Raw genomic sequence first — 19292 nt, 5'->3', positions numbered from 1 at the left:
GAAATTTGTTATAAATGAAAGGATAACCATGACAATTAAAAATAATGCTAAAGAATTAATAGGTAATACACCTTTACTTAAGCTAGAATCTCTCAAAAAAAAGGGAAGAGCTGACATATATGTAAAAGTAGAAAAAAACAATGTTGCAGGTTCTATTAAAGATAGGATTGCTTTATATATGATCGAAGATGCTGAAGAGAAAGGACTATTAAAAGAGGGCGGAACTATTGTAGAACCTACTAGCGGAAACACTGGTGTCGCCCTTGCTGCCCTAGCTGCTGCAAAAGGCTATAAATTAATCCTAACTATGCCAGCTTCTATGAGTATAGAAAGAGCAAAACTTTCTATGGCTTATGGAGCTCGAGTTATAAGAACTACAGAAGGTGCTTTACAAGGAGCATATGATAAGGCAAAAGAATTATCAGAAGAAAAAGGATATTTTTTCCCAGATCAATTCTCAAATCCTGCAAATATAAAAGCCCATTATGAAACTACTGGTCCAGAAATCCTTGAAGAAATAACACCAGATGCCTTTATAGCAGGTGTAGGAACAGGTGGAACCGTAACAGGAGTTGGTAAAAGATTAAAAGAAAGTAATGAAAACGTCAAAATCTATGCTATTGAACCAAAAGAAAGCCCTTTACTTTCAGGTGGTAAGGCTAGTGGACACAAAATACAAGGTATCGGAGGAAACTTTATTCCAGATAACTTAGATTTTTCAATAGTAGATGGAATTGTAGACGTAGCATCAGATGACGCAATCAAGATGAGCAGGATTTTAGCTAACGATGAGGGGCTTGCAGTGGGTATTTCATCAGGAGCAAACGTATGTGGAGCGATTGAGATAGCTGATAGATTAGGTGAAGGTAAATCAGTAGTTACAGTTCTACCTGATACTGGTGAGAGATATTTATCTACCGAATTATACGAAAATGAACAATTATAAAAAATACAAAGAAGAATTAATAGAAAATGCAATTAAGAGGGATCCAGCACTCAGAAGCAGGGAGGAAGCTGCCCTCTTTTCACCAGGTATAAGAGCCTTATTATACCATTGGTCAGCCCATAAACTCTTTATAGATGGGAACTTATATGAAGCTATGGAAATTGCCTATAAATCTAGGATGGAGACAGGAATAGAAATCCATCCTGGAGCAAAAATAGGTAAACGCCTATACATAGACCACGGTATGGGTGTAGTAATTGGTGAAACAGCCGAAATCGGTGATGATTGTCTGATATACCACGGGGTAACATTGGGGGCAGTATCAAATGAAAAAACTAAAAGACATCCGACTGTTGGAAACAATGTAATGATAGGTGCAGGTGCTGTTCTTTTAGGAAATATTAAAATTGGAGATAATGTCAAAATAGGAGCTAATTCGGTTGTCTTAACACATATTGGGGACAACTCAACTGCGGTTGGAGCACCTGCTAGGATAATATCTAATAATAAATAAAAGTGCAAATTCATAAATATAGTTTCATATTTTTCGTATATAAGCTAATTTATGGTATAATGAAATAGGAATGATAATTCCTAATTAGGAGGTGATATGATGTTTGAAAGTATTAACCCAATCGTTATTCTTATCATAGCTGTCGCCTTCGTATTGTTAGCTTTTTATTTTGGCTATCTTTATCGTAAGAAAACTGGTGAGGCTAAGATTGGTTCAGCTGAAGAACTTAGCAGAAAAATAATCGAGGAAGCCAATAACCAGGCTGAAGTCTTAAGGAGAGAAACTCTTCTTGAAGCTAAAGATGAAATATCTAAATTGAAATCTGAAAATGAAGAACAGTTTAGACAGACCAGAAATGATCTTGATAAAAGAGAAGAACGTCTGTTGAAGAAAGAAGAAAGCTTAGACAATCGATCTTTATTGATTGACAAAAAGTCTGATCAAATCTCTAGTGATCAGAAAAAGTTAAAACAAAAAGAAGACAGAATTGATAAATTGATTGAAGAACAGCAATTGGAATTACAAAACATCGCTGGACTCACCAATAATGAAGCAAAAGAAATAATTCTAAAAAATGTAAAAAGCGAAACAATTCATGAATCAGCGAAACTTATTAAAGAGGCTGAGGAAAGAGTAAAAGCTGAAAGCAAGAAAATAGCTACAGATATTCTAGCAACAACAATTCAAAGGTATGCGGCAGAACAAGTAGCTGAGAACACAGTTTCAGTTATATCGCTACCAAATGACGAAATGAAAGGTCGAATTATAGGCCGTGAAGGTAGAAATATCAGAGCTTTTGAACAAGCTTCAGGGGTAGATCTAATAATAGATGATACACCAGAAGCGGTAGTTATTTCTTCATTTGAACCAGTAAGACGTGAAGTCGCAAAGGTTGCCCTAGAAAGATTAATTCAAGATGGAAGGATTAACCCATCAAGAATCGAAGAAATGATCAATAAGGCAGATGAAGAAGTAGAACAGAGAATTATGGAAGATGGACAAGAGGCTGTAGACAAGGCTGGAGTTGTAAACTTACATCCTCAGCTAGTTAAATTAGTAGGTAAGATGAAATTTAGGACATCTTATGGACAAAATATTCTAAAGCACTCAGTCGAAGTAGCAAATCTTGCAGGTATGCTTGCAGAAGAAATAGGTGCAAATCCACAAATAGCAAGACGTGGTGGCTTGCTCCATGATATTGGTAAGGCTATCGATCGTGAACAAGAAGGAACTCACGTTAGCTTAGGTGTCGAGATGGCGAATAAATATGGCGAGAATAAATATGTCATAAATGCCATAGAGTCCCACCATGGCGAAGTTGAGCCTAATTGTGTTGAATCAATTTTGGTACAAACAGCAGATGCTATATCAGCTGCAAGACCTGGTGCAAGACGTGAAAGCTTAGAAAAATACGTTAAGAGACTTGAAAATCTTGAAGGAATTGCTAATTCTTTCGATGGAATCGAGAAATCATTTGCTCTACAAGCGGGTAGAGAACTAAGAATTATGGTTAAACCAAATAAGGTTTCTGATGATGAGATGATTGTAATTGCTAGAGAAATTGCAAAGAAAATAGAAGAAGAATTGGAATATCCTGGAGAAATCAAGGTTAATGTATTAAGAGAGTCTAAAGTGATTGATTTTGCTAAATAAATATTGTATTTTAACTGACTACCAATAATTTGGTAGTCTTTTTATTTATATATTTATATTAAATACATTATGGAGAGTAAGTAGTTCTATATTAAATAGGTTTATAATAAATCGTGTTGGTATAAGTAAATGAAATTTCTATAAGCCAGAGCTTTTTGTAAAAAATTGAAAGTAATGAATCAAGGTATCAACTATTGAATCATATATTAACATGAATTTAGGAATACTATTATATGCCTAATTTTTTAAAAAGCCTTAAATCGCAAAATAGGAGCTGGCATTTTTGAAAATTTAATTACTTTATAAATTTCAGCGTAAGTTAGAATAGAGGATATTATACTCTAAGGCTAGAAGGTGGTTACTAATTTTCAAGATCTTACTTCAGAAAATTGAAAAATATAAATATGATATTAAGAACAAAATTTCACTCGATTATATGGATATAATGGAAAGCTATTGTCTTTAAATTTCTAAATATAATATAGTATTAAATAAATGTTAAGTTTAGAAAAATACAGAATTTGATAAGTGTATAAGCAATCATTTAGAAAACTTAACTATAAAAAAGATTTAGAAGCTGTCTTAGAGATAGGTAAGAATAAAAGTATTAGCTATAGAATAAAATCTTATAAAAAGAAAGAAATTTAAAAAGAATCACTTATTATTTTAACGATTAAGGAGAAATGTGATATCAGAGAGTAGGAGGTAAAAATAAATTATTACACAAAATAGTAATTTTGTGCAATAATTTGAAAATATAGATAATACTAGTATAATTTTAATGTAAGAATAAAAATTTACTAGATTAAGGGATTTTATGAAAGAAATTAATGAACCTATTATCATAACAGACTATTTAAATTATTTAAAATCGATAAGAGGCCTATCCTCCAACACGATCAAAGAGTATCAATATGATCTTATGCTTATGATCAGATATATGATTATAAGAAGAATATATTATGGTGATGAAGAGAGTTTTAATGATGACTTCAAAAATATAAAAATTAATAGAATTGTCAATCCTAAGTTTTTTGAATCTCTGACACTCCAGGATTTCTATGCTTTTCTTAGTTTTTTAGACAACGAGAAGAATGACTCTTCCACCACTAGATCAAGGAAAATATCAGCTATAAAGTCCTTTTATAAGTACTTATTTTCTGAAATAGAAGTAATTGATTCAAATATTAGCGACAAGCTTTCCAACCCTAAAATAAGCCAAAGACAGCCTGTTTATTTAACCTTAAATGAGACTGAGTTGTTGCTTGATACTATAAAAAATGAGCCTAACGAATTCCTTAGATTTAGGGATCTAGCTATAGTATTTACCTTCCTGACTACAGGTATGCGTTTATCGGAACTTGTAAGTATAAATATGGAAGATATAATATACGACCATTTTAATATTATAGGTAAAGGAAATAAAGAAAGAACCGTTTATTTGACTAATAATTGCAGAGAACTTCTCGATCAATATATATTAATAAGAAATAAATATATTAAAGATTTAAAGATTGATGCCCTATTTATCTCAACTAGAAAGAAAAGAATTTCAAATAGAGCAGTACAGAGCACTATAGATAAGTATTTAAAAAAAGCAGGATTTGATACTTCTGTATATTCTACCCATAAGTTAAGGCACACAGCTGCAACGCTCATGTATAAATATGGGAATGTTGACATAAGAGCTCTCAAGGATATCTTAGGCCATGTAAATATTTCTACCACTCAGATATATACTCATCTTGATGATGAAGATCTTAAAAACGCTGTAAACAAAAATCCACTCTCAAATCTTAACATATAAAATAAAAGCGTTCTAGATAAGTATAAAAGAAGATATTGTAATATAACTATAATCCTTAATCCCTATAATAGAAACGCTTTTTATTTTTTATATGAAATTCTCTTTTTTAAATCTATCTAGCACAAGTTTTAGAGCTAATTTACCATGAAAATAATTTAAGCCACCTTGTAAATACACTACATAAGGCTCTCTTAATGGTCCATCAGCAGATAATTCAGATGTAGCACCTTCAACAAATCCTCCAGCCGCCATTATTACAGGATCTTCATAACCTGGCATTGGAAAGGCTTCTGGTACGAAGTTGGAATCTACACTACAAGCTTCTTGGATAGCCTTACAAAACACTTTCACCTTTTCGGCATCTTCTAGAATTATAGATTGGACTATATCAGACCTTGGATCATCAATTTTTGGTATCACTTCGTAAGATAAGTTATTAAATGCATGCGCAAATAACAAGGCCACCTTAATAGCTTCCTTCACAATGTGAGGAGCAAAATATAAGCCTTCCGCTACAAGTCTGTTGGTACCGAAACTTAAGCCCTCATCCTTTCCTATGCCAGGTGCTGTTAAGTGATTGGCACAATATTCTACTAAATCTTTCTTACCACAGATGTATCCACCTGTAATGGCTATTCCCCCTCCAAGGTTCTTGATTAATGATCCTGCAAGAATATCAGCTCCAACCTCAATGGGTTCACTTGTTTCGGTAAATTCTCCATAACAATTATCTACAAAAATTATAGCATTAGGATTAGCCTTTCTTATATATTCTATAGCCTTTTTTATTTCTTCTATAGTGAAGGCTCTTCTTTGAGTATATCCTGTAGATCTTTGAATAAGGACAAGCTTAGTATGAGAATCTACATGACTCTTTATTTTATCATATTGTATTCTATTAGCTGAATCTAGGTCGAGCTTATCATATTTGATTCCTCTTTCAATAAGATTTCCTTTTTTATTACCAGCAATACCAATAACTTGTTGCATAGTATCGTAGGGATCATCTGTGATAGCGACCATCTTATCACCTGCTTTTAGCAGAGCAAATAAGACGATTGATAAGGCATGGGTTCCAGATACCATGCTTGGGCGTACCAGGGAATCCTCAGCCTTAAATATATCTGAAAAAATAGCCTCTATCTTATCTCTGCCTGTATCCGCATATCCATATCCCGTAGATTGCATGAAATCAGAAGTTTGAAGGTCATTTCGCTTAAATGCCTTTAATACTTTTAGCTGATTGTATTCAGATATTTCATCTATTCTTGAAAATTCATCTTGTAATTGTTTTTCTATTTCTTTTATTTCTTTGTCAAAATTATTATCTATTTTAAAATTATCATATATTTCTTTATAGTTCATATACTTCCTTAACAATACTTAAAATTATATCACTTGCGTCTCTTTTATTTAATTCATCCATCTTTATTTCATAAGTAAATGGATAATTTAAGTATTTTTTCATCCATGTTATCTGTCTTTTAGCATAATGTCTAGTGTTTTTTTGAATTAAATCAATCATCTCATCTAAGTTTATATTATGATTAAGATAGTCTAATACTTCCTTATATCCAATAGCGGACATAGACTGAGACTTATTATCTAGGTTAAATCTTTTGATTAATTCTCTAACTTCATCTACCAAGCCCATATTTACCATATCTAGCACTCTTTGGTTTATCCTATTATATAGTAAATCTCTATTATCGTAGTTTAAAAAGAAAATTAAGGGATCTAACTTATCGTTTAGCTTTCTCTCACCCGTTCTTATCTTTGAAGGAATTTCTCCGCTAACTTTATATATCTCAAGTGCTCTTATGACTCTATTAACCTCATTGGGGTGATATCTCCTACTAGTTTCAGGGTCTAGTGATTCTAGCTTCTTGTAGAGATATTCATTACCTTTTTCCTTTAATATTACTGCGAGTTTTTCCCTATAGGCCTGATTCTTTTCGACTCTTCCATAGTTCATATCATATATTAATGAATCTATATAAAATCCAGTACCTCCAGTTACTATCGGTATTCTAAGATTTTGATTTATTTTCTCTACTAAACTCTTTGCCTCCTTAGAGAAATCATCTACTGAATATTCCTCATCGGGATCAACCATATTTAGCATAAAATGATCTACTTCAAAAACATCACTAGTCTTATTAGTACCTATATTCATATATCGATATACCTGTTGGCTATCTGCTGATATTATCATTGAGTCGAGATTTTTAGCCAAGTTAATTGCTATATCGCTTTTACCACTCGCTGTTGGTCCCGTTATTACAATTAATCTATCTTTCAAAATATTTCTCCACATCTTTTTCATTTATCTCTATAAGAACTGCTTTCCCGTCATAAGTTGTATATGGATTATCTAGTTCTTTTATGTTTCCAATAAGTTCATAAGCCTCAGCTTCATTTATCTTATCTCCTTTTCTAAAAGATAAAGAGAGATTTAATTTCTTAAGTTTTTTATACAAATAATCTGTATCCTTGCTATAATCAAGGTCTAATAAGTCGTAGAAGAACTTATCATCTTCAGGTACAGAAAAGATGAAAGGAACTGAGCGAATAATTATTGACCTATCTCCAATTATTTCTGCATCGAATCCTAGTCTATTTATTACATCTTTCTTTTCAATGAACCTGTCAATATCAAATTTATTCAAGTTAATTATTAATGGATTTAAAAGAATTTGTTCATCCATAGTTTTATTTTCAAACTGATTTAAGAATCTACTAAAATTAATCTTTTCGCTAGCTCTCCTATGATCTAGTATGAAAAGTTTATCTTTTCTTTCAAATATAGAATACCTAGCAAATATTGAACACTTATAGTTCAGATATTCAAAATCTTTAATGTAACTATTTTCTTCGATTTCTTCTTCTAGCCCAGTATTGTTATTTTCTAGACATTCTTCATAGTTTGATTTTTCCTTAAAACTTATGTCTATATTACTATCAAAAAAGTCTTTAGCTTCTTCTTTGTTAGAATCATTATTTTCAGATTCATACAAATTGTCAAATGAACTTTCTCTTACAAGAGATTTACTATTATTATAGTTATTTAGTATTTGAGAATAATCTGAAAAATCCATTAAATCATTCTTATTATTTTCTTCAATACTAACTTCTTTTACTCCATTAGAAGCATTTATATACCTACTAATGCTTGAATCTATAAGATTAATCAATTGGTCTTCATAAGAAAACTTAATCACTCTCTTGTTCGGATGGACGTTGACATCTATATTTTTAGGATTGGTCTTTATATATAGAAAGAAAACCGGAAATCTTCCGTTTGGTATATTTCCCCTGTAGGCCATCTCTATCCTATCTCTTATCAATTCACTTTCAACAAGTCTATTGTTAATATAAATATATTGCAAAGACCTATTTCCCCTATAATAATTATTATTAGATATAAATCCTTCGATTTGATAGATGTCGTTGTTATCAGAAATTTTTATTAGATGGTCCTCTAACTTATCATCCAAAAGTTTAGCTATTCTCATTTTCAAAGCTTCATTTTTTATTGTAGAAAATTCAATATTTTCGTTTTTGATAAACTTAAATGAGATTTCAGGATATCCAATTGCTATGGCATACATAAGTTTGCTTATATGATTAGATTCAACAATATCTGACTTAAGAAATCTCCTTCTTACAGGAATATCTCTAAATAAATCCTCAACTATGATGCTAGTTCCAACATTTGTGGCAATACTGGTAAGAGTTTTATCACCATTGTTAAAATTAATTTTACTTCCTACAAGTTCATCTTTTGTTTTGCTTATTGCAGTAACTTCACTGACACTTACTATACTAGCTAAGGCCTCACCCCTAAATCCTAGCGAGTATATATCATATAAATCATTGAAGTCACGAATTTTAGATGTGGCGTGCTTACTAAAAGCAAGTTCGATTTCTTCGTTACTTATACCTGATCCATTATCTGTGACTCTTATATAAGTCTTGCCACCATTTTTAATCTCAACTGTTATCCTATCAGCTCCTGCATCTATAGAATTTTCTACTAGTTCTTTTACAATAGATACTGGTGATTCAATTACTTCTCCAGCAGCAATTTTTTCAATTGTTTTATCATCTAGTTTTAGTATAGTCATCAAAGTTCACCAATCTTATTTAATAAATTGCTTAAAGAATTGATTGCTTCCATAGGAGTCAAGTTATTTATATCAATATTTGATGCCTCTATCTTAACTTCTTCTAGTTTTTGATCAGAAATCTCCTCCAAGGAAGTTGATATTTCCTTTTTCTTATCAAGATCATAGAAATCATCAGTTGAAAGCTTGTCCATAATTATTTTGGCATTGTCGATTATTTCATTAGGGAGACCACTTAATTTAGCTACTTCTATCCCATATGATCTATCAGACTTTCCTTCGCTAATCTTTCTTAAAAAAACTAAATTATTATTCTCTTCTAATATTTCAATCTTAAGATTCTTCACATTATCTAGTTCTTTTTCTAGTATTGTAAGCTCATGAAAGTGTGTAGCAAAAACTGTCTTTACTTTTTTTCTCTTGCTAAGATATTCGACAATCGCCATAGCTATGCTTAATCCGTCATCAGAAGAAGTCCCCCTACCTACTTCATCCAGGATAACAAAAGAATGTTCTGTAGAATTTTTAAGAATACTACTTACCTCATTCATCTCAAGCATAAAAGTAGATTCGCCTTTTGAAATATTATCACTTGCACCAATCCTAGTAAAAACTTGATCACATATTGAGATTTCTGCTAGAGATGCTGGTACAAAGCAACCCATCTGTGCAAGAATTATAATGATTGCCATTTGTCTCATATAGGTGGATTTTCCTGCCATATTAGGTCCTGTTATAATCTGTATTAAATTATTCTCCTCTCCTATATCAGTATCATTAGGGATAAATTCATTTTCTTTGAGTTTTCTTTCTATAACAGGATGTCTTCCATCTTTAATTTTTATTATATTATCTTCACGAATTACTGGTCTAACATAAGAGTTTTCTAAAGAAATCTTGGCAAAGGTATTTAAGGTATCGACCGTAGCGAGAATCTTAGCTAAAGCTTGGAGTTTGATAGTATTCTTCAAAACTTTTTCGCGAATTTCCTGAAATATTTTATACTCTAAGTCGTTTATCCTATCTTTACCACCTAAAATCAAACTAGATATTTCTTCTAACTTTTCGGTTGTATATCTCTCCTGATTTTTTAGTGTTTGTTTTCTTACATAAGAATCTGGAACTTTGTCTAAGTTTGATTTAGTTATCTCGATAGAATATCCATTATTTTTATTGAAAACTATCTTATAGTTTTTAATACCAGTTTTTTCTCTTTCCTTATTTTCATATTCTATCAAAGCACTTTGTGCACTAGAGGATGACTCTTTAAGTTTATCAAGTTCATCGTTATATGAGTCTTTAATTATGCCACCTTCGCTTATAGCAATAGGTGGATCTTCCACTATAGCCTTATCTATCAAATCAAATATATCACTAACATCTGGTATGTTTTCACCTATATTACTGATATTTGTATCTGAATAAGATCTTAATATATCCTTTAGCTTAGGAATGTTAGCAATAGAATTCTTCAGTGATATAAAGTCACGTCCGTTTGCTCTCTTATAAGATATCTTAGCTATAAGTCTTTCAAGATCATAGACATCCGACAATAGATTTGAGATGTTACTAGCAAGAATTCTATCATTAAATAGGACTTCTACAATATCTAACCTTCTCTCTATCTTCCTTTTGTCTATTAGAGGTCTTTCTAGATACTCGCTAATCATCCTAGATCCCATAACTGTATCAGCCTTGTCAATTATACTTAAAAGTGAATTTTCCTTAGTATTATTGTTTAAATTCTTACTTAATTCTAAGTTTTTCCTTGTACTTGCTTCAAGCTCCATATAGTCATTAATTTCAAGTATATCTATATTATTAATATGGACTAAATTGTCCTTATGATATTTATAGATATAATCAAGAAGATTTGCAAGAGAAAGAATAGATAGTCTCATATTTTCAATCTTTTTAAGATTATCATCTCCCAAATGATCTCTTATAAGGCTTGCCCTATTCATATAATCTTTAGGGTTTTGTATATAATTTACAAATATTTCTTCGTCCAGAAAATATCTTCTTAAGTTTTGATCGTTAAAATCAGAGTTAATTAGAATTTCTGATGGGTTAATTTTCTCTATCTGATCTATTGCTTTTTTTCCTATAGAAGAGCTTAATCCTTTTATTTCAAAGCTTACAAGCTTCCCAGTTGAAATATCACAATAGCTAATTGATAGACCATAATCGTTTTGAAATATTGAGAGGAGATAATTGTTTTTTCTATTATCTAAGGACTCCATATCAGTAATTGTCCCTGGAGTTATAACACGCGTTATAGCTCTTTTGACGAGTCCTTTAGCTTCTTTGGGGTCTTCTACTTGATCACATAAAGCCACTTTATAGCCTTGTTTTACAAGTTTAAAGGCATAATTATCTATAACATGATGTGGGACACCGCACATAGGAGCTTTCTTTTCGTGACCACACTCTTTACCAGTAAGCGTAAGAGAAAGAGCTTTGCTAGTAATAATTGCATCATCAAAGAAAGCTTCATAAAAATCTCCTACCCTATATAAGAGTATAGCATCTTTGAAATCATTCTTAACGTCCACGTAGTGTTTTAACATAGGAGTAAGTTTATCATATTTAAAATTGTTTTTCATTTTGACTCCTTTTTATTAATCCATAAATAAAATGAGACTACTGCAAAATTAATCTGCTAACTTACAATAATCTTTAAGGCTTTGTTTAAGTCTTAATGAATTACGTAGGTTTTACCAGTTGATTTTAATTTGCAATAGCCTTATTATTTAATGTTTAAAACTTTTACATCCTTAATCCAAGTTTCTTTACTGTCACTATTAGTATCTATTAATGAGAGAGCTCCCATAGAATCATCATAATCCTGATTTGGCTTGTTATTTATCTTATATACTAAGAGAACCCTATCTACTTCTAGGGCTACAGACATTGGATATGTAGTATAATTACCATCTGAGTCTTCTATTATTAGATCTGGTGATTCTTCTAATTTATATCCTAAATCGCCTAAGAGCTTCTCCAAAGCTACTCCAGTTAACTCTACTTCCTCTAAGCCCTTTTCAAGTTTAACTTTTTTCTTGACAGATTTTAACTTTCTAATTTCTTTTAGAGTGTAAGAATGTTGATTATTCTCACTATCTTTGATAATTACAATTTCATTATCATGTTTTCTTAAATTATAATCAGCAATTTTATTTTTTACAAAGAAAAATATAAGTAATAAGACAATAAATCCTATCAAAGCTAAATAAATATTATATTTATTCTTTTTAAATCTTTTAAGTGCATCTCTTCTCATTATCTACCGGTAGAACCGAATCCATCCTCTCCTCTAGCAGAATCTTCCAGGCTATCTACAAGTTCTATATTACATCTTAAGTAAGGCTGAATAACTAACTGAGCCAGTCTATCACCGTTTTTAATAACTTGTGTCTCATTACCATAATTATAGAAAAACACCATTATTTCGCCCCTGTAATCGGAGTCAATTACCCCAATGGTGTTTGCAAGCATCAATTGCTTTTTCACTCCAGTAGATGATCTTGGATAAACACCTCCAAAACAGCCTTCTGGAATTTCTACTTTAACCCCGGTATGTATCTTCACCGTTTCTCCGGGTTTAACTTCAATATCTTCTTTTGTATACGAGTATAAATCAATACCAGCAGCATGGCTAGTGCCATATGCTGGGATTTTATCTTCAACAATCATTTTGAGTTTCTTATTATTCATAATCCCACCTTTTCCTTAATTAATATACCAATTTTCCTTATTTTTACAATCATAAGAGTATAATAAAAGAGAAAGAAGGTAAATTATGGATAATATAACGAAAAGATTTCTTAAGTATATATCTTTTGATACAAAAAGTGACCCAGAGTTAGGAAAAACTCAAAAACCATCAACTCCAGGTCAACTTCTACTTGCGAAAGAACTTAAAAAAGAACTAGAGGAATTGGGACTAGAAGCTAGTATAAATAAAGAAGGATTTGTATTTGCAAAATTAGCTTCAAATACAGACAAAGAAATACCAATTGTTGGGTTTTTATCTCATATGGATACATCTCCTGAAATGTATGGTAAGATTGATGATCCTCAAATAATTAATTACGAAGGCGGAGACATTAAGCTAAATGACGAGAGATCTATTAAGGTTAGTGAGTTTCCAATTCTTGATAAACTTAAGGGCTTAACGCTTATTACAACTAGAGGAGAAAGCTTATTAGGCGCTGATGATAAAAGCGGTCTAGCTTCAATAATGAATGCTGTTGAGTACCTCGTAAACAATCCTGATATAGAGCATGGAGATGTTATGATAGCCTTTACTCCAGATGAGGAGATTGGTACTGGATGCGATACTTTCGATGTAGAATCTTTTGGAGCAGACTTTGCTTATACAGTTGATGGTGGCTATCTTGGAGAATTAGAATATGAGTCTTTTAATGCTGCAAGTGGTCTTGTAAATATAAAAGGTAAATCAATCCACCCTGGTTCTGCAAAAAATACTATGGTTAACTCTATGAGCCTTGCTCGTGAATTTGATAGCTTACTAGGTGATGTAAGAAGACCTGAACATACTGAAGGTTACGAAGGATTCTTCCATTTATTAAGTATTAATGGAGATATTGAAAATACAAAAATGGAATATATAATTAGGGAACATGATAGGGAAAAATTTGAAGCTATGAAAAAAGAATTCTCCGATAATGCTTCTTATTTAAACAAAAAATACGGAGATTATATTAGTGTAGATATTTCAGATTCTTATTATAATATGGGTGAAGTAATCGAGAAAAATATGAAGATTGTTTATTATGCCAAAACAGCCATGGAAAATCTTGGGATAAAACCTATCATTGAGCCAATCAGAGGGGGAACAGATGGGTCTAAACTTTCATTCATGAATCTACCTACCCCAAATATATTTACTGGTGGAATGAACTATCATGGAGTCTATGAAATTATACCAATAGAGCATATGAAAAAGGCTAGCGAAACGGTTATAGAAATAATTAAGCTAATTGCAAACGATAATTAATGAAATTTTTTTAAAAATCTGTTATAATATAAATGTAAGGAAATTTGAATATATAAAAGGAGATTTATATGACAAACGACAAAAAAGTATCTAATGAAAACCAATACAGAGGAAATGCCGAACTTGACAAAAAAGTTAGGGAAGAAAACAAAGAAACTGGTGGAGAATCATTAGACAAAAAACTAGGTCCTGACCAAGAAAATCTTAGAAGCATTAGCGATGAAGCTGATGAAAACTCAAACGTTGGTGCAGAATCACGTAGAACAAGAGCTGATTTTTCTGAGAATCCTTCAGAAGACTAGAAAATATTACATAAACCCAGGTGAAAAGCCTGGGTTTTTAAATTACTAATCTTCAATTTTTCTTCTAAGCATGTCACCTTTTTCAAGAGGAAGACCAATCTTAATCATAATCTTCTCTTTCGGTTTATTAGCAACTTCTATGTCCTCTCCCTTAGAGTTTTTCATATTATCAATTTTAAATTCGTAATAATCAGGAGAGTTTGAGAATATCTCTATCTCATCATTTAGGAAAAATCTATTTCTTTGCTCAATTGTTGCAATTTTATTTTCCTTATCATAATCTACTACTACTCCGATGAAATCATAATTTCTTATATAGGAAGAATTTTCATATATTTGATCGTTACTGTCTGGCTTTTTATAGAAAAATCCTTTTGTAAAATGTCTATGACTTGCCTTAGTGATTTCATCATAATATTTTTTCGCTACATCCTTATTGAAATTACCCTCATAATAGGCATCAATAGCCTGTCTATAGCTTCTTATTACTGTTGCCACATAAAAGGCTGTTTTCATTCTTCCTTCGATTTTAAAGCTATCTACGCCTGCTTCTATAAGCTTATCAATTTCATCTAAAAGACAAAGGTCTTTGGAGTTCATTATAAAGGTACCACCCTTGCCGTCTTCTTCAATTGGATAATACTCACCTGGCCTTGTTTCCTCTTGAATAGAATATTTCCACCTGCATGATTGGGCACAATCTCCCCTATTCGCATCTCTACCAGTCATATAGTTTGATAGTAGACATCTACCTGAATATGAAATACACATAGCACCGTGGATGAAACATTCAATTTCCATATCTTCTGGAGCATTTTTCTTAACTTCTTTAATTTCTTCTAGAGAAAGCTCCCTAGCAAGTATTACTCTCTTAGCTCCCATATCGTGCCAAAACTTAACTGTTGCTGAGTTAGTTACTGAAGCTTGTGTACTTATATGAAGGTCAACATCGGTGTGCTCTTTTGCTAAGGCGAAAATGCCAGGGTCAGAAATAATTAAGGCATCTACACCTATAGAGTCTAAAAACTCTAGATATTCAACAAGACCCTTCATATCTTCATCATGAGGCAAGATATTCATTGTTACATGGACCCTTACATTATTATCATGAGCAAAGTTTACAGCCTTCTTTAGTTCATCTTTGTCAAAATTCTTAGCATTAGCTCTTAAACCAAAACTATCTCCTGCAAGAAAAACTGCATCAGCACCAAACTTAATAGCTGCTTCTAATCTTTCCATATCCCCTGCGGGAGCTAGAAGTTCTACTTTATTATTTTTCACTTATCCTCCTTAACACTAACACTTATTCCATCGCCTATAGGTATAATAGAAGTTTGATAATCATCTCTTCTAGTAATATACGCTAGGAAATTCCTTAGTCTTTTTATTATTGTAATCTTTCTTTTCTCAACTAAATCATCATTACAAACTTCGCCTCTAAATAAAATATTATCTGCTACAATTACTCCTCCATTATTGAGGAGATTTTTATCTATATAATCAAAATAGAATTTGTAATTAGATTTATTTGCATCTATAAAAACAAAATCAAAGCCTTGATTCAATTTAGTCAAGGCTTTTTCTGCGTCATCATTTATTAAATTTATATCTACATTATATTTATTAAAATTTTCCTGAGCGATATGAGCCATATCTTCTGATAACTCTATTGTAGTTATCTTAGCATCAGAATACTTATCAAAGACCAAAGAAGAATAGCCTATTGCTGTTCCTATTTCCAGTATTGATTTTGGTCTTTTAATAGCAAGTAGATTCTTAAGAAATTCCTTAGACTCAAGTTTCATAATAGGGACATTTTCTTTTTCCGCAAACTTTCTTAGTTCAAGGAAGTCACAATCTATTATTATATCTTCAATAAATGATGAAATGTATTCATTATTTATACGATTCATTACTCTCCAACTCAGATATAACTGGTAGTATCATTGGATCACGACCTAATTCGTTATAAATATAAGATTTCAAGTCCTCTCTAATCTTGTATTTAATCTGACTTATAGCTCGAATTTCCTTATCCGCACATTTTTTAATTGATCTTAATACTATATCCTTTGCATTTTCTATGATATCTTGATTTTCTTTAACATAAACGAAACCACGAGATACAATATCAGGACCAGCTAGTAATTGTTGAGTATGTTTATCAAAGGTTATTGAAACAACAACTAATCCATCTTCAGATAAGTGTTTTCTATCCTTTAGAACAATGTTACCAACATCGCCAATTCCAGACCCGTCAACTAGGATATTACCAGCTTGAACTCTGCCATTAATAGCTCCATGTTTTTTTGTAAATTCATAAACATCGCCGTTTTTACCAATCAAAATATTTTCCTTAGGCTGACCCATATCTTCAGCTATTTCGGCATGCTTTTGTAACTGTCTTACTTCACCGTGGGCTGGAATAAGGTATTTTGGTGTAACTAATTGATACATCAATTTAATTTCTTCTTGGCAAGCGTGTCCTGAAGCATGTACTTTAGCAAGAGAGGAATAAATAATCTTACAACCTATTTTTGTTAGATTGTTTATAGTATTATTAATTGCCATCTCATTTCCTGGAATTGCTGATGATGATAGGATTACAGTGTCAGTTTCATTTAAATTTATTTGTTTATGTTCTCTATTAGCCATTCTAGTAAGTGCTGATAGAGGTTCACCTTGGGTTCCTGTTGATAGAACTACAATTTCATCGTCAGCATAGTTTTTGATATTTTTCATATCAATTAGAGTATTGCTTTTTACTTTTAGATATCCTAATTCACTGGCAATTCTTACGTTATTGAGCATTGACCTACCAGATAGGGCCACTTTCTTATTGTATCTTTCTGCTGCATAGATAATTTGTTGAACCCTATGAAGGTTTGATGCAAAAGTAGCAACGATTATTCTTGACTTAGCTCTTCCAAATATTTGTATAAAGGTATCCCCTACAGTTTTCTCACTTAGGGAGTATCCTTCTCTTTCAACATTTGTACTATCCGCAAATAGGGCTAATACTCCTTTTCGTCCTAATTCTGCAAGTCTTTGAATATCTGTTGGATCATTATCAATCGGAGTGAAGTCCATCTTAAAGTCACCAGTAAATATTACTGTTCCAACAGGAGACTTCACAGCTATTGAGCAAGCATCAGGTATTGAGTGGCTCACTCTAATAAATTCAGCACTCAAAGATCCAACTTTTACAGTATTATTTACATTTACCATCTTAATTTTGTTAGGATTTAAACCGTGCTCTTTAAATTTATTTTCTAATAAGCCCTTAGTTAGCTTTGAACAATATACATTTGTATCAATGTTCTTTAGGAAATATGGTATAGCTCCAATATGGTCCTCGTGACCATGAGTTACAAATATTCCTCTAAGTTTATTTTTATTTTCTTCAACATAGGTAAAATCTGGAATTACTATATCTACTCCCAACATTTCAGCATCAGGGAAGGTCAATCCACAATCTATCATGATCATATCATTTCCATATTCTACCAATGTACAGTTTTTACCTACTTCTTGTAACCCTCCAAGAGGGATTATTCTTAATTTTTTGTCATTTTGCATTATTACTCCTTGTTTTTTTGACAATCGGAGCAAGTACCAAAGATTCTTAATGAATAATAATCTAAATCAAAATTAAATTCCTTTTTTAAAGATTCTTTCATTTCATCTTTAGATAGAAATTCTTCTTCTATTATCTTACCGCAAGTAGTACAAATTATATGATCGTGGTGATCATTTTTAGGATCGATAAGTTCGTAAGTATAGGCTTGGTCGGTAAATTCTTGTTTATTTACAATTCCAAGTTCTTCAAATATATTTAAAGTTCTATAGATAGTAGCAATACCTACTTGCTTATGTTCTTGATGTACTATTGAAAAAAGTTCTTCTGGCGTAATGTGTTTTGCCTCAGAATTTTTTAATGCGTTAAAGATAATCTCTCTTTGTTTAGTAAATTTTTGGTTATTTTCTTCAAAAATTTTTCTAATCTGATCAGTATTCATCGACATCTTCTTTCATTTCTTCATAAATTTCTATGAGCTCATCTAATAAATCCTGGTCTTCTATGGATCTTAGTTCAATCTCGTTATTTTTTTCAATAACTTCTACAATTAAAATAAGCTCATCTTCTACTTGTTTTAAGGCAGCATAATTCGCCTCATCTACTCCGAATGTATCTAATATTTCAAATTCGACTTCATTATTTTCTTCATCAAGCAAAATAATATTATCCATTTTTTCTCCTATCCAAATATGTTTGAAGTATGAAAGTAGCCGCAATTTTATCTATATATTTTTTACGATTTTCACGTCTAACTTCCATATCCATAAGAACAGCTTCTGATTGAATAGTAGTCATTCTTTCATCTTCATAGACAACTTCGACATCTACTTGTTTTTTTAGTAAATCTACAAAACTTATAACTCTCATAGCTTGTGGGCCTATTGTATTATTCATATTTTTAGGTAGGCCAACTACTATTAGATTCACATCATTTTCTTCGACTAATTGCTTAATTCTTTCGATGTCTACACTTGCCTTTTTTCTTTTTATTGTTTCCAGAGCATTTGATAATAAAAACATAGGGTCACTTAGAGCAACCCCAATTGTTTTATTACCAACATCTAGACCCATTATTCTACTCATTGATATACTTCTCTAGTAATTCTTCGAGTATACGATCACGGTCTACTGTTCTTATTAACTTTCTAGCACCGTTATGGGCAGTGATATAAGTTGGATCACCTGATAATAAATAGCCTACTATTTGACCAGTTGGTTTGTATCCTTTATCTTCTAATGATTTATACACTGTTGTTAGAATTTCTCTAATATCTTTTTCTTGATTTTTATCTGCCTTAAATAGCATGGTCTCATTGAAGTTATTTTTATCAGCCATAATA

Annotated in this window: 19 protein-coding genes; 6 read left to right on the top strand and 13 right to left on the bottom strand. The window is 31.6% G+C overall.

The genetic code is table 11. The features are described 5' to 3' along the window. Positions 1 to 28: 28 nt before the first annotated feature. The 4 genes from cysK (at position 29) to APRE_RS04865 (ending at position 4920) form a co-directional block, all read left to right on the top strand. Positions 29 to 946, top strand: coding sequence for a cysteine synthase A (cysK, locus tag APRE_RS04880; RefSeq protein ID WP_015777886.1), 918 nt, complete (start codon positions 29 to 31; stop codon positions 944 to 946). Continuing rightward, entirely contained in the window at positions 933 to 1460 is a 528-nt protein-coding gene (epsC, locus tag APRE_RS04875; RefSeq protein ID WP_015777885.1) for a serine O-acetyltransferase EpsC, read from the top strand. Before cysK ends, epsC begins: the two co-directional genes overlap by 14 nt. Before the next feature lie 111 nt (positions 1461 to 1571). Continuing rightward, positions 1572 to 3113 (top strand): ribonuclease Y, encoded by a 1542-nt coding sequence (rny, locus tag APRE_RS04870; protein WP_420805548.1) that lies wholly within the window; start codon positions 1572 to 1574, stop codon positions 3111 to 3113. Positions 3114 to 3930: 817 nt separating this feature from the next. Next, positions 3931 to 4920 carry a tyrosine recombinase XerC gene (locus APRE_RS04865; RefSeq protein ID WP_015777883.1) on the top strand — a complete coding sequence of 330 codons (990 nt, stop codon included), beginning with the start codon at positions 3931 to 3933 and terminating at the stop codon, positions 4918 to 4920. An 87-nt stretch (positions 4921 to 5007) separates the two neighbouring features. On the opposite strand, the gene APRE_RS04860 is transcribed toward APRE_RS04865, so the two are convergent. The 6 genes from APRE_RS04860 to dut all read right to left on the bottom strand — a co-directional run bounded on the left by APRE_RS04860 (position 5008) and on the right by dut (position 12764). After that, positions 5008 to 6285: a methionine gamma-lyase family protein gene (locus APRE_RS04860; protein ID WP_015777882.1), complete on the bottom strand. Its 1278-nt coding sequence runs from the start codon at positions 6283 to 6285 to the stop codon at positions 5008 to 5010. Further along, the gene (gene miaA / locus APRE_RS04855) at positions 6275 to 7222 is read right to left on the bottom strand and encodes a tRNA (adenosine(37)-N6)-dimethylallyltransferase MiaA (protein WP_015777881.1); all 948 of its coding nucleotides are present in this window, start codon (positions 7220 to 7222) and stop codon (positions 6275 to 6277) included. Before miaA ends, APRE_RS04860 begins: the two co-directional genes overlap by 11 nt. Next, entirely contained in the window at positions 7212 to 9047 is a 1836-nt protein-coding gene (gene mutL / locus APRE_RS04850; RefSeq protein WP_015777880.1) for a DNA mismatch repair endonuclease MutL, read from the bottom strand. The genes miaA and mutL overlap by 11 nt, the downstream gene beginning before the upstream one ends. Beyond that, on the bottom strand, positions 9047 to 11653 hold the full coding sequence (gene mutS, locus APRE_RS04845) for a DNA mismatch repair protein MutS (protein WP_015777879.1): 2607 nt from the start codon (positions 11651 to 11653) through the stop codon (positions 9047 to 9049). The genes mutL and mutS overlap by 1 nt, the downstream gene beginning before the upstream one ends. Before the next feature lie 143 nt (positions 11654 to 11796). Beyond that, positions 11797 to 12330, bottom strand: coding sequence for a hypothetical protein (locus tag APRE_RS04840; protein WP_015777878.1), 534 nt, complete (start codon positions 12328 to 12330; stop codon positions 11797 to 11799). Next, positions 12330 to 12764 carry a dUTP diphosphatase gene (gene dut, locus APRE_RS04835; RefSeq protein WP_015777877.1) on the bottom strand — a complete coding sequence of 145 codons (435 nt, stop codon included), beginning with the start codon at positions 12762 to 12764 and terminating at the stop codon, positions 12330 to 12332. The genes APRE_RS04840 and dut overlap by 1 nt, the downstream gene beginning before the upstream one ends. An 85-nt stretch (positions 12765 to 12849) precedes the next feature. Here dut and pepT point away from each other — a divergent pair, with 85 nt between their 5' ends. Both pepT and APRE_RS04825 read left to right on the top strand, forming a co-directional pair. Then, positions 12850 to 14070 carry a peptidase T gene (pepT, locus tag APRE_RS04830; protein WP_015777876.1) on the top strand — a complete coding sequence of 407 codons (1221 nt, stop codon included), beginning with the start codon at positions 12850 to 12852 and terminating at the stop codon, positions 14068 to 14070. A gap of 68 nt (positions 14071 to 14138) precedes the next feature. Next, on the top strand, positions 14139 to 14372 hold the full coding sequence (locus APRE_RS04825; RefSeq protein ID WP_015777875.1) for a hypothetical protein: 234 nt from the start codon (positions 14139 to 14141) through the stop codon (positions 14370 to 14372). A gap of 45 nt (positions 14373 to 14417) precedes the next feature. Here the strand turns inward: APRE_RS04825 and APRE_RS04820 are convergent, their stop codons facing one another. Genes APRE_RS04820 through APRE_RS04790 form a run of 7 tightly spaced genes read right to left on the bottom strand, consistent with a single transcriptional unit; the run spans position 14418 to position 19288 of the window. Further along, positions 14418 to 15611, bottom strand: a complete 1194-nt coding sequence (locus tag APRE_RS04820; protein ID WP_049756241.1) for a peptidase U32 family protein — start codon at positions 15609 to 15611, stop codon at positions 14418 to 14420. Positions 15612 to 15649: 38 nt separating this feature from the next. Continuing rightward, positions 15650 to 16285, bottom strand: a complete 636-nt coding sequence (locus tag APRE_RS04815; RefSeq protein WP_015777873.1) for an O-methyltransferase — start codon at positions 16283 to 16285, stop codon at positions 15650 to 15652. After that, positions 16269 to 17951 (bottom strand): ribonuclease J, encoded by a 1683-nt coding sequence (locus APRE_RS04810; protein ID WP_015777872.1) that lies wholly within the window; start codon positions 17949 to 17951, stop codon positions 16269 to 16271. Before APRE_RS04810 ends, APRE_RS04815 begins: the two co-directional genes overlap by 17 nt. Positions 17952 to 17953: 2 nt before the next feature. Continuing rightward, positions 17954 to 18391: a Fur family transcriptional regulator gene (locus tag APRE_RS04805; RefSeq protein ID WP_015777871.1), complete on the bottom strand. Its 438-nt coding sequence runs from the start codon at positions 18389 to 18391 to the stop codon at positions 17954 to 17956. After that, positions 18381 to 18623 (bottom strand): DUF1292 domain-containing protein, encoded by a 243-nt coding sequence (locus tag APRE_RS04800; RefSeq protein WP_015777870.1) that lies wholly within the window; start codon positions 18621 to 18623, stop codon positions 18381 to 18383. The genes APRE_RS04805 and APRE_RS04800 overlap by 11 nt, the downstream gene beginning before the upstream one ends. After that, complete coding sequence (ruvX, locus tag APRE_RS04795; RefSeq protein WP_015777869.1) at positions 18616 to 19035, bottom strand: Holliday junction resolvase RuvX; 420 nt, start codon at positions 19033 to 19035, stop codon at positions 18616 to 18618. Before ruvX ends, APRE_RS04800 begins: the two co-directional genes overlap by 8 nt. After that, positions 19028 to 19288: an IreB family regulatory phosphoprotein gene (locus tag APRE_RS04790; RefSeq protein ID WP_015777868.1), complete on the bottom strand. Its 261-nt coding sequence runs from the start codon at positions 19286 to 19288 to the stop codon at positions 19028 to 19030. Before APRE_RS04790 ends, ruvX begins: the two co-directional genes overlap by 8 nt. Positions 19289 to 19292 lie beyond the last annotated feature (4 nt).

This window comes from Anaerococcus prevotii DSM 20548, from assembly GCF_000024105.1.
In the GTDB taxonomy this organism is placed as follows: Bacteria; Bacillota; Clostridia; order Tissierellales; family Peptoniphilaceae; genus Anaerococcus; species Anaerococcus prevotii.
The sequence above is the reverse complement of the archived record's forward strand: the minus strand, read 5'-3'. Positions and strand labels throughout refer to the sequence as shown.